Origin of the sequence: Chamaesiphon sp., from assembly GCF_041737865.1 — a bacterium.
In the GTDB taxonomy this organism is placed as follows: domain Bacteria; phylum Cyanobacteriota; class Cyanobacteriia; order Cyanobacteriales; family Chamaesiphonaceae; genus Chamaesiphon.
Window position 1 is genome coordinate 1 of sequence record NZ_JBGSQZ010000097.1, and the last position, 14119, is coordinate 14119.

Consider the following 14119-nt stretch of genomic DNA (forward strand, 5'->3'; position numbering starts at 1 on the left):
TTTCTACTATTCCTATTTCATCAATTATTCCAGCTATTATCCCTAGATGATTTAAGTTTTTGATCTCGATCTCTTCTGGTTCAAAATTCATGTCTTGAGCTAATTACTGAACGTTTCACCATCGATCTTATCAGTTTTAACCTACTTCGGCTGTAATATGCTGACTATACTGTTTCAGCCTTTTATTCACTTTTTCTATTTAAAATTGTTAGTACATTCGCTCAAATTTTTGTCGTGAAAATTGAAGTGCGGAATGTGGGTTAAATGAAGATAACTGTATTCACACTCGTAATTATTCACCAGCTAATTGGGCGATGGTCAGACAGTTTTTAGTTTCCCTTTCTCGTCAATTAAACTGTCGAACACTCCCTGACGCTCTCAGGCTAATGGCTAATCAACTTCAGCCTATTTTCGCTGCCCTCTTTGGGCAGAGCGTCAGTGATTTCTCTGGCGACAATTAATCCACCCTGCTACAGGTTAATTGTGTAGGGGTGCCCCTTGTGGGTACCCTCAGATCTATGCTTTCACTAGTCTCTATGTATTGGTGCAAGATGTGAGCTAACCCATTCTCACCACAGGAACGCGGGACACTCTAACGGTACGGGGTTATTGAGGGCTATCCTGTAGCAATCCCTTATTTGGCGGCTACCAAGCTTTTGGGCTTGATGCGCTGATACACCTTATTCGTGTAGTGTAGCCTCAGTGTAAGATTTTCAGCTTCTGGGTGGTGAATAGCCAGGAACTCGATTAGCCGATCGGCTGTACAGGGTACTTTGCCATTCCATGAATGGAAATTATCATGAACTACTTTGTTCAGGGTAACGAGGTTGTCTTGAGAAGCTGCAATATCAGGATAATGTTGACGGCAAAAGATGTGATGAACATTTACTATCATGGGTTGCGCTGGACTAGTCTTTTGCCCGGTAGCTTGACACCGATTGCCATCTTTTTTCCTAACAGCTCTTTTAGCTGCTTCAACCTTGCTCTCGAAGGCCATCTCAGCATCCATCAGTTTTTGCATTACTTCTGGCCCAGTAACTGTCACTTCTTTACACCATTCCCGCCGATCCTTTAAGGTTAGCTCTTGACCGAGTAAGTGGCATATTTTTTCAAACCCTCGGAGACTATAAAATCTTTTGTCTTCAAAATCATTAAAGTGAATTCCTTTTTCTAGCGGGGAGTCTGAGGCTAGTAAATCTTCAAAAGCCTTATTGATTCTGGCGTGACTGGTCATCAGTACGCCAACTGAATCTGTTTTTGAAAGGTACATCTGGCCATTACGAACGGTCAGAGAATCGCAATGATTTAAAACTTGTTTGCGAATAAAAGACTTGCGTAATTTAGCTTTGTACTGAAACAGAAATTCTTTGAGCCTTGACCAGATGTTTTGGGGTTGTGTTGTGTCTAAATACTTAGCGATCGCAAATGCGCCAAACTCTGAAAAAGTACGGGTTTTGGCATTTTTTATCAGCCAAGCAAAATGCTCACCCTCTTTCAGTTCCCACTCATCTTTAGAGTCAGCATCAAAGAAGTCTACGACTTCATAAAGACGCTCCAAGCTGATGCCCAGACCTTTTTCTAGTTCTTCGGCAGTGATATCAAATTTATTTTTTTTCATGACTAAGCTCTCGCGCTGATGCTTTGGTACATGGTGTTGATGCGATCGAATATCGCCGCGTTACCAGTTTTGTGATTATCGGGGTGATAAACCTTGGAGAGATTACGGTAAGACGCTTTGATATCCTTAGCAGTCGCAGTTTTCCCATCTAGGCCAAACACTTGCCACGGCCGGAAGTACTTGAAGATATCCACACCATTGATGCAGTTCTCGCCGTCCTCTGAAGCTTCGTTTGGCAAAACACCTATGCACTGGCGGTACAGTTTTTCCCAGGTTTCTTTGATTGAGAAGTTTAAGCTACCTATACCGTCAGTGGCCATCTCAAAATTCTTGGCTTTACGGAGAGCAGAAGTGCTGTCTACAGAAAAGCGTTGATAAATAGCTGCCTTGAGTTCGGCTATTGCTAAAGCTTTGGCTGGAGATGGCTTGTTTAGTTTATTGGCGAGAGCTTGCCAGCTAGAGGCTTTAACCTTATGTGCTGTCTTGGCGGCGACTAAGGTTTTATGCTCTGCCTTGAGTGAGGCGACGGTGTACATGGCAGTTTCGGGGGTATGACTACTGACTATGTATTCAGCCTGTCGCGATTGGGATCGGGATGAAACTAATTAATTGAGACTTGATTGAGGAGGGGTATTAACGATCGAGAACCTGTCCAGAAACTCCAGACTGCTACTGAAGCTCAGAAGAAAAAGAATGTCGATACTTGCACCAAACAGATAGAACATTGGCTTCAAGCTGCTAAAGACTTGGACTTAGGTGATTGGACTGTCAACGTCGCGGGTCGATCGTTCTTGCGAGTTGAGGAACTAACACGATCTTGACTACAGACTCTCTATATGAGAGCATAGAAGCAAGGAATAGACCGCCTTGATGGCGCGCTGCGCGTTTGATATGCACCTAATCACTATTCGCAATCTCCGCCAAGATGCGACACCATACCCCGACGTACAGAAACAGCTAAATGACTGGAACGACATTGTGAAAGGTGCAAATTGGCAGAGTTTAATCGATGTTCAGACCATCTATAGAGATGCTGAGGCGGTGGGTAACTTCACGGTTTTCAATATCAAGGGGAATAAGTACCGATTGATAGTATCGATCGACTATGAAGCCCAGCTAATCTACTACAAATATTTTCTAACTCACGCCGAATACGATAAGGAGAATTGGAAAAATGACGACTACTATTGACAAGAAAAAATATCTAGAACTTTTGGATACAGCCGACATCAGCCCCAAGGTAATCGAGACTGAGGACGAATACGATCGGTTCCTAGCTGTGGCTCAGATGCTAATGCACAAGCGGATCGACAGCCTTGGTGGCGCGCTTCGCGTTCGCACATCAGAGGATACAGCATTGCTGATGTTAGTAGTGAAACTAATCGAAGATTACGAGTCGATTCACCACAATCTAGATGATTGGGAAAAATCCACACCAAATGAATTGCTACGGCACATCATGACTGTCAGCGGTACTCGCAATGTCGATCTCATTGGCATCATTGGGAGTAGCGGCGTAGTGTCTGAGGTTGTCAATGGTAAGCGTACTATCAGCCGCGAACAGGCAAAGAGCTTGGGTAAGTTCTTTAAATTGTCACCAGGGTTATTTATATGACACGGAAGGGTTAAATCGAAATAACCCTCACCAGTGAAGGCGAGGACTAGATCGATCGATGGACTGTTACAAGCAGTTCAAACAAATACCAGTAGTACTAAGTACTATGGCATTATCACAACTAGAATATAAACAGCATACATTTATCGATTGGGGTAGAATTGGGTTAACAATTATCACCAACTCCTGTAACCCGCTTAGAGTATCATCTGAGTTCGGACTCTTAATCCGTTGGTTCCGAGTTCGAGCCTGGGGTTCGCCATTTCTAACTCAGTCGAGTACGATCTCGGCGATCGAGTTCCAATTCCAAAGTCGATCGAGATCGATCGTCAAATTTAAATTCTGAGTGACAACTGACACAATGTAAGCATATCCACTGACGAGAGCTTACATCCTAATTCGATTATTATCTTTGAGATATTTTCAATAATTTGTGAAAGATAATAAATCCTAAGCTTTCGAGTACGATCGATTAGTTAGAGTTATTAATTTGCAGGTACTGTAATCGATATTCTTTGACAGGGGGCGGTTTTGCTGCCGACTACGCCGTGATTTGACTCCATCAGTAGTATGTAGTTAAACAGCCATCCAATAACTATTATTTGGCAATTTTGACGAGATAAAAGCATTTACATTAGATTAAAAGATTTCACAAATCTTTATAATCTGGTGGGATTAGCGTATACTACGAAAGCAAAGCTTAATCCCATATAAAAGGAGCATAAATCTAATGTCCGAGGCGCAGCAGCCCCTCAGAGTCCCTAGGGAATTTTTGGGACCGCCTGATGACTTGAATCCTAACGTCTTCATGTTCTTTGGCGCAATTGCTTTAGTAACGGTTTCTACAATCGGCTACTGGCAATGGCAGTTCCCAGGTTGGTGTTGCTTCGGCTTCAATGTCTTGGCTTTACATATGGCAGGTACGGTGATTCATGATGCTTCTCATAATGCCGCTCATCCAAATCGGGTGTTCAACGCAATTATGGGACACGCCAGCGCACTGATGCTGGGGTTTGCATATCCAGTGTTTACCCGCGTACACATCCAGCACCATGCCAACGTTAACGATCCAGATAACGATCCCGACCATTATGTCTCTACAGGTGGCCCACTCTGGCTGATTGCCGCTAGATTTTTTTATCACGAGATCTACTTCTTCCAGCGCAAATTGTGGCGCAAGAACGAGTTATTGGAATGGTTCCTCAGTAGGTTATTCGTCGGATTGGTGATTTATATTGCCTGTCAACATGGCTATACCGGATATATTTTTAATTTTTGGTTTTCGCCAGCATTAGTGGTTGGGTTAGCACTGGGACTATTTTTTGACTACTTGCCACACCGCCCGTTCAAAGAACGCAGTCGGTGGAAAAACGCTCGTGTCTATCCTGGAGCAGTCCTGAATGTTCTGATTTTTGGGCAAAATTATCATTTGATCCATCATCTGTGGCCGTCAATTCCCTGGTATAAGTATCAAGCTGCTTATCAGGCAACCAAGCCATTATTAGAGTCCAAAGGGTGTCATCAGTCATTGGGGCTACTACAAGGTAAGGACTTTCTACATTGTGTTTATGACATATTTCTGGGCATCAGATTTCACCCTAAATCTGAGCCAGTGAAATCAGTGGATAAAGAACACTAGTCAATGTGGATATAAAGTAGCCGGATTAATTTAGGCACAAACAGATAGGGCTAGGCAACTGCCTAGCCCTATCTGTTTGTGTAGCCAATAAATATCGAATTCGATCGGCTCGGAGCCAATAGCAAGTAAGATTCTATTAGTTACAGAATTGAGCGACACTAGTGTCGATCACCAATTTGAGCAGATGTATCCAGCAGCACATTGTTGTGGAAACCAAAGAGTGTTTAATATGGTGCCAGAAGTAAAGATTTGGTAACAAATTTTACTTGTTGTGACAAAATTGCTGCTTAATTACTGAAGATAAAGCGTATTTATTACCTAATTCCTGTAAAATTTAAGCAAAAATAATAATCCCGATCGTAATCCCTTAGTATTTGGAGGACAAACTTATCAGTAGCATCACCACCACCCAAAACATGTTAGCCACAGAACAGTCTGTCATCCATATCTGGGGACAAAACCCGTTGTCAGGGGAAGTAAAAATTAGCGGTGCCAAGAATTCAGCATTGGTTGTAATGGCTGGCTCTTTACTTTGTTCGAGTGGCTGTCGGCTCCAAAATATTCCGGGGCTAGTAGATGTTGATAAAATGTGTCAGATTATTGAAGCATTGGGAGTCAAGATCGAACGTAATGGCGAAATTTTAGATTTCGATACAACTGGCTTCAACTGTCATACGCCACCGTTTGAACTGGTTTCCAAGTTACGGGCGGCTTTTTTTGCGATCGGGCCAATTCTCGCTAGATTGGGCGTAGCTAAAGTACCATTACCAGGCGGTTGCTCGATCGGTGCTCGACCTGTAGAGTTACACGTGCGTGGATTACAAGCAATGGGTGCCCATGTGGAAATCGAGCATGGAATTGTCAATGCCTATGTAACTGGGTCGAATAAACGCCTACAAGGGGCAAAAATCTACCTAGACTATCCTAGTGTCGGCGCGACGGAAACATTGATGATGGCGGCGACGCTAGCTGATGGTGAGACGATCTTGGAGAATGCGGCGAAGGAACCGGAAGTAGTCGATTTGGCAAACTTTTGTATTTCGATCGGTGCCAAGATTTTTGGTGCAGGGACAGATCGGATGACGATCGTCGGCGTAGATAAACTACACTCAACAGACTATAGTATCATCCCCGATCGGGTTGAAGCAGCGACATTTCTGGTAGCTGGAGCGATTACCAATTCGGAAATTAGTATGTTCCCAGTGATTCCGGCTCATCTGACTGCTGCGGTTGCCAAGTTGGCGCAAATTGGGGCAAAAGTCGCGATCGACGCACCAGATCGAATGCGGGTAATTCCGACGGGAATACTCAGAGGAACGGATATCGAGACACTCCCTTATCCAGCTTTTCCCACGGATATGCAGGCGCAATTCATGGCGATGCTAGCTGTGAGTGAAGGGAATAGTGTGATTACGGAAACTGTGTTCGAGAATCGGCTCCAACACGTCGCCGAACTCAAGCGGATGGGTGCCAATATTAAAGTTAAAGGCAATCACGCGATCGTTGAGGGCGTAGCGATGCTCTCTGGTGCTACTGTGACAGCTACGGATCTTCGAGCTTCGGCTGCGCTAGTACTAGCTGGTTTAGCAGCTCAAGGCAAAACTACGATTCAAGGCTTGCATCACCTCGATCGAGGTTACGATCGTCTAGAGGAAAAAATGCGAAACCTCGGAGCTAAAATCGAACGAGTTCGAGTCAATGCTGCGGGTGAAGTCATCGCTCGACAGGGAGAGAAAATAGTTAGGTAATTTAGTTGATAGTTGACAGTTAAGTTTTTGGGACGGGAGACGATCTTTCCGTCCTAGCAAGTGGGCTATTGAAGTCGATCGTAAATAAACATGTGTAGCACTTGAAGATTTGGGTAACTTTGTGTAACGATCGATAGTTGCTCCTATCCACTTTCACCTATTTAGATAGATTATGCAGTTAAGATTAGGGGACATCGTACCCAACTTCACACAGGCGACTACTCACGGCGAAATTGATTTCTTTGAGTGGGCTGGAGATAGTTGGGTAATCTTATTTTCCCATCCCAAAGATTTCACTCCAGTTTGTACGACAGAACTTGGCGAAGTTGCTAAATTAAAGCCAGAATTTGATAAGCGCAACGTCAAAGCGATCGCATTGAGTGTTGATGATGTAGATTCTCACAATGGTTGGGTGGGTGACATCCTTGAAACCCAGGGTACTGCCTTAAACTATCCAATTATTGCCGATCCAGATAAAAAAGTATCTGACTTGTACGACATGATTCACCCTAATGCTAATGCAATGGTGACTGTCCGATCGGTATTTATCATCGATCCAAACAAGAAACTACGTCTGACGATTACTTATCCTCCCAGCACTGGGCGCAATTTCGATGAGATCCTGCGGGTAATCGACTCACTTCAACTCACCGACAATTATAGCGTTGCGACTCCGGCAAACTGGGTTGATGGCGGTGACTGTGTAGTAGTACCAACGATCTCCACTGAAGATGCCAAGGTGAAGTTTCCTAAAGGTGTTACCGAACTCAAGCCCTACCTACGGATGACTCCCCAGCCCAACAAATAGCTAAATGGCGTTGGCATTGGGTATGAATCATACCAAATGCCAACGCCATTAATAATAAATGCGATCTCTGGCACTAATTCAGAATTAGTCACAGCTTAAATTTAGGACACATTTAAAATCGATTGTTAATTGTCTTGGCGGTTGATATGCTTACGCCCTAACGCTGAGGTGCATACTGTTGGTTAATTTTTAGCAGTTTCTGTTTTTGTTCGGAAGTGAGGATCGCATCCTGTTGAGCGATGGCTGCGGTTTGGATTGCTTTAAGTTGATTTTGTTGCTCGACAGTTAGTGTCAAAGTGGGGGATTTACCCTGTTTCATCGCAATCCCGACTTGTTCTTTTTGGCTGGGAGTCAGTACCGCAAGCCTCTTCTGCATGACTGACTGCTGAAGTTTGACCAATTTAGTCTGTTGCTCCTTTGTCAGCTTTAGCTCCTCAATAGATGGTGGTTGAGCGTTAGTTCCCGCCGGAGGAGCAGTATCAGGAGCAGGAGCGGCTTTAGTTGCAGGTGGTGTGGTAGTGGTGGGTTGTTGTGCAAAACTAGGAGCAGCAACAGTAGCAGCGATCGATACAGCTAAAATCGCTGTAGATACAGTTAAAGTTAGTTTTCTCATAGGATTAAAATGAAAATATTGAGTGGGAAATGAACTTACAGTCGATTTTGATTGTGACACTTTTTAGATGACTCCGCTAGCTGCTAAAATGTTCAGTGATGGCTAGATAGCTTACGCTCCAAGGGATACAGATTTTCTAAATTAACTTCGATCGGGAGTGCAATTTCGCTTATTGGTATCAACTACTTTAATACTGTAGCAGGATTAAAATTTTGCTCTGACAGTAAATTCATAATCACCTCCAGCCTCTAATTGATAATCCCACTGCTTTAAAAATCGACCTAAAGCATCTTGAATTAGAGCACGTCCTAAAGCTGGTTCGACAATTAATTCTAGATGTCCTTCGCGACAGCACCACTGAAATTCCCAACAAAATTCTCCAGCAGTAACTTCGCCGAGCACTTTCCCAAATTGCCAAGAGTGATGGGTGACGCGAACATGAGCGGTTGTTTCTGGTAGCTGACGTTTAGCCATAGTTGCGATCGAAGCCTGCCAAAAATAGATAGTATAGGTGTGATGGTAATCTTAATAAATTCTAGCTTTGATTTTAGCTAATTGCTGTAGCGCAGCCATTTGGGTAAATAGTCGATGAGCGCGAAAATCGCAGTAGATTTGACTTTGACGGAGATCGCCTGTTTGTTGCCATGTCAATCCAGCTTGATAATAGGCTTCAGCGAGATCGCATTTAGCACCCAGCCTGTCGAGAATTTCGATCGCTTGGAGATGAGTTGTTTGGGCAATCGGTAAATTACCTTGCAATCGGTATAGTCGCGCCAAGCCAGTGAGGGTTCTGCCCTGAGTTTGAAGATAGTTGCCAGTCTGACAAAATGCCAAAGTTTGGGCAAAGATGCTGCTGGCTCGATCGTAATCACCTAAATTAGTATAAGTTAGTCCGATAATTTGCAGAAAGTAAGCACTACTACCAGTCCATTTTTGGCGATCGATTAGCGGTTCGATCGTCTTTAATAACTGTCTAGCTGCTTCAGGCTTATTCAAATAAGAGCGCACTAATGCCAAGCAGACGATCGCCTTTTGTGCCCAGCGATCGTGAGCAGTGTTGCTGGCGATCTCAATTACTTTTTCAAACAGATTCTGCGCCTTTACTAATTCCCACAAGTCAATATGATATAGTCCCATACTTAATAATGAATCGATATTTAATATATTCAGGCAATGAGTATGATGACGATCTAATCTATCTATTTGTAATAAAGCTTTAGTTGTATATTTGAGCGTAGATTGTTGAGCCTCGATCGCTTCATGAACTCGACCTACAATCCAATATAAATCGCCAAGAATATTAGATAACTCGGCAGTAATCCGTGGTGGTAAACAGGGCAGAATCTGGGTAATCGCGAGTAATACTGGTTGAATCAGTCCCATCCGATACAGATTGCTCGCTAATGTTAAAAACTGTCCCCACTGATTATCGCGGGGTTGGAGTAATACCCTTGCAGCTCTGGTAAAATCGCCAATCTCTAGATAGTGATAATATGCTTCTAGAGCAGTAATCGCCGTAGAAATATCGATAATTTTAGCAACACCGCTCCAATATTCAGCCGCTAGTTGATGGGCTTGAATCCAATCGGTATGGCGTAACCTAGAGATAGACTCAGCCCGAATAGCTGGATGGAGCCAATATTGTCCGCGATGAAATTCAATTAGGGAGCGATTTTTGAGAGCATTAACTACTTTCATCCGCTGCGCTGGTTCGGTATCCCATAATAGAGCCAATAGTGCTTCTGCGTCAATCCGAGCTAAATCCTGGTAGCGATAACATCCAGCCCGACAGAGTAATTGATAAGCATCTAGATCTAGTAATTGTAAGCGGTCGAATTGATTAGTAATTAATTGTTTTAATCCAGTTTCTAAATCGCATAAATCTCGATTCGATTGTAAATATATGGCTAAATCGCCCTCAAAATCGGCATGTATATTACCAGCAATAATTTCCATTGCTTTAGCATTACCGCCATAGGTTTGATGGAGAGGAAAGATTGCCGATGTCACATCGATTTTTCGGTGTTTAAAATAAGTTTGCCATGTGTCGATGTCTAGACCTGGTAAGCGATAATGAATTAGATTGAGATCTACTTCACACAATCGATCGCGACTAGTAATTAAAGTAACTCCAGCTAACTGTCGATCGGTTAAAACTCTAAATAATTCAAGATAGCTACGGTGAGCTAAAATAATCTTCCCATCTCGATCTAATGCTGGCTCTAAATTATCAATTAAAACTCCCACCCGATGAGTACTTAGTTGACGTTTCAGCCGTAATAAAGTCACCCCAAATTCTCGCCCTGGCTCGATCTGGAAATCCTGGCGCAGCCACTCCTCAACCACGATTTCTGCTGGTGTAATTCGATCGGTTTCCTTCGCCATCGATAGATCCAAAATCAGATCGCAGCCACAGGTTTTTAAATACTGCTGTGCGAGGGTAGTCTTACCCACGCCACCCTCACCCTGAATCACGATCGTCCGTTGTTCCTGCGCGATGAACTCATCCAATCTAGCGATCGCTACATCTCTACCGATAAACTGACGATCGTCAATTTTTTTATTTGACGGTGACAATATACTGGCGTGACGTTGCAAGATCGATTTGAGATTAGTCTTGGTTACTCGCTCCAATAATAACTGAGATAATAATTGCCACAATGCTGCGGCGATATCCTTGATATGCCCCTCCGTGCAATGATAATCTACGGAGATCTCTACATACTTGCGCCCTAGCCATACCTGCTCGACGATCAATATTTGGAGATCGCTCAGATGCTTACCTGTCTCGATTACCAGCAATCGATCGAGCCAATTTATTGCAGTATCAACATTCATCTCCCACCTCCTATCCCCCATCCCTCGATTAAGTAACGCCTAAATAATAAACTACTCATTACTATCTACTCATTCCCGACTTTTTCAGACTTTTAGCCAGACAAGATTGCCGACGAGATCCGACTGACAGCATTTATTTGGCAGGTTATGGTTGAAATAACAATCTCAATCAATCCATACACTCTAAATAATTATATGACTACTCAGTTAATTACCAAACTACCAGCTATTCTAGATCCGACTAAAATACCTCAACATGTTGCCGCAATTATGGATGGTAACGGTAGATGGGCAAAAAGACAGGGATTGCCCCGCATCGCTGGACATCAGCAGGGTGCTAATACAGTGAAATCACTACTACGTTGTTGTAAAAACTGGGGAATTGCTAACTTTACAGTTTTTGCTTTCTCTACAGAAAATTGGAGCAGACCAGCGGTTGAAGTTAACTTTTTGATGCAATTATTTGAAGGTCTATTAAATAGTCAATTAGAGCAAATGCACTCTCAAGGAGTTCGGATTAGATTTCTAGGCGATCGATCTCAAGTACCGATTGCTCTCCAATCGATGATGGATAAATCGATCGATAAAACTGCGGATAACCAAGCAGTTACTTTTAATATCGCGATTAACTATGGTAGTCGGAATGAAATTATTCAAGCTTGCAGATCGATCGCTCAAAAAGTCCAATCTGGTAAACTAGATCTGCAACAGATCGATGAATCATTATTTACTCAATATTTAGATACATCTGGATTACCCGATCCAGATCTATTAATTCGGACTAGTGGCGAACAGCGATTGAGCAATTTCTTGCTATGGCAACTTGCTTATACCGAACTATATATCACTGATACCTATTGGCCAGATTTTAGTAATGATGAATTCGTTCGGGCGATCGCGGATTATCAGCAACGCGATCGTCGCTTTGGTAAAATTTAGGCGATGGTTTTTACTTATTGAATTAATTAGCCAACGTGATTTTTATGAAGAAAAGCCGTAAAAATAAAGGCTCAGATCTAAGCTAAAGTATTGAAGCTTCATCAGTTTAGCAAAGCGATCGTGGTTGCATAAATTCAGCGAGCGTCACAAAATCGATAATCGCTAAAATTCAGATTATGGGTAATTGATGAATTACCCATAATCTGAATTTTTAGAAACATTTATATTCCGATTTAGCTCGGTCTCGATCGCATCATTCAGATAGCCGTTCAGGCTCATGAATTACGCCAGTAATAATCGTCCATTCATCTTTAAGTTTATCTTTTTCTTGAATTTTGCGAAGGATGTAAGTAAATCCAAAGTGTTCTATCTCTTCATCTTTATCATTAAATCGTTTGGCAACTCCGACCACCTGCCCTTGATTATCACTGAGTTGAGTAACTTGAAGGTCGCCAATAATTTTGCTCTCTTTGAAATTTTTTACTCTCAGTTCATCCATCATCACAGTAAATACTCCAATTACCTCCTCTGAACTATTCATCACTGCGACTTGTTCGGAAGTCATCAGCATGGCAGGTAAATGGAAAAATGGTGCAACTTTAGTTGGTTCTAATAAATTAAAAATTTGGGCATATTCACCAAACTTTTTGAGAATAGCGAGGGGTTTGTCTTGCATAATAGTTTTCTCTGGATTAAGTGGTTGTTGTAAAAAGAGATGAATCAGATCTGCGGTGATGTGTGGATGGCTAAATGAAAATCCATGAGCGGCATCTCCAATAATTTCTAATTTGATATTGGGAATTTTGGCAGCTAGGACATCGCTATTCGATCGAGGGATTGCAATATCTTTATCTCCAGTGATGATGAGTGTGGTGGCTTGAATATCGGTTAATCGATCGCAAGTATCATGGCTTGCAAAGGCTTGAAGCTGACGCTGCAAAGCTGCATCTCGACTATGTAATGGGGTCGTTTCGGCGAGGAATTCTGTGAGTTCCTGTCGATGATTTTGAATGAATGTGGGTGTAAATAATAAATCCAAAAGATTGCCATTCATCACGCCACCGATATCACCCATCTGACTGCAATTACCTCCCGCCATCGTACAGCCGAGAATGAGTTTGTCTAGCTTGTCAGGATATTTTAGAGCAAATTGCTGGGCGATCGCACCACCCATACTGACACCAAATACATGCGCTTTGGGAATATTTAATGCGTCTAAAAGTCCCGCGACATCATCTGCCATATCTACGATACTATAGGGGCGCGAGGATTGGCTGGTGAGTCCAGCATCGCGATTGTCGAAAAGGATAAGTTGATAGTTTTTGGCTAGTAATTCGGTGAATTTATTACCCCAGTCGAGCAGGCTGAAACTCAAACCCATTATCATCAGTAACGGTTCGCCGCTACCTTGAATTTTATAGTTGATATTAATATCGCCAACGGTAATTAGGGTCATGTATTTAAGCTAACTTTACCAAACTATCTCAACTTACAAGTCGTATGGCTCCACCCGCTATCCATCATGTGGTTGGATCGCGATGCCGCCAAATCGAGCCTCATCAGCCCAACACTTTACTCCTTCAATGTAGCAAATGTAACTCGCATATTCTGCTTTGGTGTTAGCTACAATCGCTTCAAAACCTCCACTCATTGAAACATTATCAAAATTCAACTTTCTCCCTCGATCGTCACAAGCTTTATCACAGCAAGCACCACATACGGTGCGTGGATACCTTTCCCTATGCGGGACTGGGGTTGTACAGATTGGGCAAGGGTGAAATTGCGGATCGCTCATATCTCAACTTGCAAGGTGGACAAATCGTTAAGGTGCTTTGAGGATTACCAATAATTATAGATCGAGTCAAAGTTGGGACTGAAATCGACAACCGCAGGAACTTCCAAAGATATCGTCTTGCCAAGGCTGTTAGGACAGATAGCGATTGAAATCGCCGCTTGTGATGCAAAGTCCGCCTACGCGGACTAATTATCTAGTCCGCGTAGGCGGACTTTGCATCATAAGCCGAGACTTTAGTCTCCAGGCTATTCTTATCCAGAACTTCCGTTACATAGGCGCAAAATCCCATAGGGAGAGTGTGCTAGATTGAACTGCAACTAGAGATGCTAACAGCTCACCACGGGAACTAATGAGGGTGTTGTTGGCATTGACTCCAGTACCCTGCGCGATCGTCAGCGTCTCAAAGGTCAGACCATTCTTCAACCCAAAATAGTCCTTACCAGCCACAAAGTTGAAGATCGTGTCACTGCCAGTGCCCGTTCCGACCACAAATTGATTGCGACCGC

At 43.0% G+C, this 14119-nt stretch carries 14 protein-coding genes and 1 pseudogene; 7 read left to right on the forward strand and 8 right to left on the reverse strand.

All coding sequences use genetic code 11. The annotated features are described in order from the left end of the window. Positions 1-634: 634 nt before the first annotated feature. A complete protein-coding gene (locus ACEW9J_RS06835) occupies positions 635-1618 on the reverse strand; it encodes a hypothetical protein (RefSeq protein ID WP_373544382.1) in 984 nt (327 codons plus the stop codon). Positions 1619-1620: 2 nt separating this feature from the next. Further along, positions 1621-2154 carry a J domain-containing protein gene (locus ACEW9J_RS06840; protein ID WP_373544383.1) on the reverse strand — a complete coding sequence of 178 codons (534 nt, stop codon included), beginning with the start codon at positions 2152-2154 and terminating at the stop codon, positions 1621-1623. Positions 2155-2238: 84 nt separating this feature from the next. On the opposite strand from ACEW9J_RS06840, the gene ACEW9J_RS06845 reads away from it, so the two are divergent. The 6 genes from ACEW9J_RS06845 (at position 2239) to ACEW9J_RS06870 (ending at position 7428) form a co-directional block, all read left to right on the forward strand. After that, positions 2239-2439, forward strand: a complete 201-nt coding sequence (locus ACEW9J_RS06845; RefSeq protein WP_373544384.1) for a hypothetical protein — start codon at positions 2239-2241, stop codon at positions 2437-2439. Between the two features lie 70 nt (positions 2440-2509). Continuing rightward, a complete protein-coding gene (locus ACEW9J_RS06850) occupies positions 2510-2809 on the forward strand; it encodes a type II toxin-antitoxin system HigB family toxin (protein ID WP_373544385.1) in 300 nt (99 codons plus the stop codon). Beyond that, the gene (locus tag ACEW9J_RS06855) at positions 2793-3233 is read left to right on the forward strand and encodes a type II toxin-antitoxin system HigA family antitoxin (protein WP_373544386.1); all 441 of its coding nucleotides are present in this window, start codon (positions 2793-2795) and stop codon (positions 3231-3233) included. Before ACEW9J_RS06850 ends, ACEW9J_RS06855 begins: the two co-directional genes overlap by 17 nt. Positions 3234-3963: 730 nt before the next feature. Beyond that, on the forward strand, positions 3964-4872 hold the full coding sequence (crtR, locus tag ACEW9J_RS06860) for a beta-carotene hydroxylase (protein ID WP_373544387.1): 909 nt from the start codon (positions 3964-3966) through the stop codon (positions 4870-4872). A gap of 416 nt (positions 4873-5288) precedes the next feature. Next, the gene (murA, locus tag ACEW9J_RS06865; RefSeq protein WP_373544388.1) at positions 5289-6620 is read left to right on the forward strand and encodes a UDP-N-acetylglucosamine 1-carboxyvinyltransferase; all 1332 of its coding nucleotides are present in this window, start codon (positions 5289-5291) and stop codon (positions 6618-6620) included. Positions 6621-6792: 172 nt separating this feature from the next. Then, the gene (locus ACEW9J_RS06870) at positions 6793-7428 is read left to right on the forward strand and encodes a peroxiredoxin (protein WP_373544389.1); all 636 of its coding nucleotides are present in this window, start codon (positions 6793-6795) and stop codon (positions 7426-7428) included. Between the two features lie 157 nt (positions 7429-7585). Here the strand turns inward: ACEW9J_RS06870 and ACEW9J_RS06875 are convergent, their stop codons facing one another. The 3 genes from ACEW9J_RS06875 to ACEW9J_RS06885 all read right to left on the reverse strand — a co-directional run bounded on the left by ACEW9J_RS06875 (position 7586) and on the right by ACEW9J_RS06885 (position 10879). Continuing rightward, on the reverse strand, positions 7586-8041 hold the full coding sequence (locus ACEW9J_RS06875; RefSeq protein ID WP_373544390.1) for a hypothetical protein: 456 nt from the start codon (positions 8039-8041) through the stop codon (positions 7586-7588). Between the two features lie 204 nt (positions 8042-8245). After that, positions 8246-8515 carry a DUF3146 family protein gene (locus ACEW9J_RS06880; protein WP_373544391.1) on the reverse strand — a complete coding sequence of 90 codons (270 nt, stop codon included), beginning with the start codon at positions 8513-8515 and terminating at the stop codon, positions 8246-8248. 51 nt (positions 8516-8566) lie between these two features. Next, on the reverse strand, positions 8567-10879 hold the full coding sequence (locus ACEW9J_RS06885; protein WP_373544392.1) for a tetratricopeptide repeat protein: 2313 nt from the start codon (positions 10877-10879) through the stop codon (positions 8567-8569). A 195-nt stretch (positions 10880-11074) separates the two neighbouring features. Between ACEW9J_RS06885 and ACEW9J_RS06890 the strand changes: the two genes are divergently transcribed. Next, positions 11075-11818, forward strand: a complete 744-nt coding sequence (locus ACEW9J_RS06890; RefSeq protein WP_373544393.1) for an isoprenyl transferase — start codon at positions 11075-11077, stop codon at positions 11816-11818. A 253-nt stretch (positions 11819-12071) separates the two neighbouring features. On the opposite strand, the gene ACEW9J_RS06895 is transcribed toward ACEW9J_RS06890, so the two are convergent. The 3 genes and pseudogenes from ACEW9J_RS06895 to ACEW9J_RS06905 form a co-directional block, all read right to left on the reverse strand. Continuing rightward, positions 12072-13274 carry an alpha/beta fold hydrolase gene (locus ACEW9J_RS06895; RefSeq protein WP_373544394.1) on the reverse strand — a complete coding sequence of 401 codons (1203 nt, stop codon included), beginning with the start codon at positions 13272-13274 and terminating at the stop codon, positions 12072-12074. 57 nt (positions 13275-13331) lie between these two features. Beyond that, positions 13332-13469: a hypothetical protein gene (locus ACEW9J_RS06900; RefSeq protein WP_373544395.1), complete on the reverse strand. Its 138-nt coding sequence runs from the start codon at positions 13467-13469 to the stop codon at positions 13332-13334. 411 nt (positions 13470-13880) lie between these two features. Continuing rightward, positions 13881-14119: pseudogene (locus tag ACEW9J_RS06905) on the reverse strand (hemolysin-type calcium-binding protein); the annotation flags it as partial.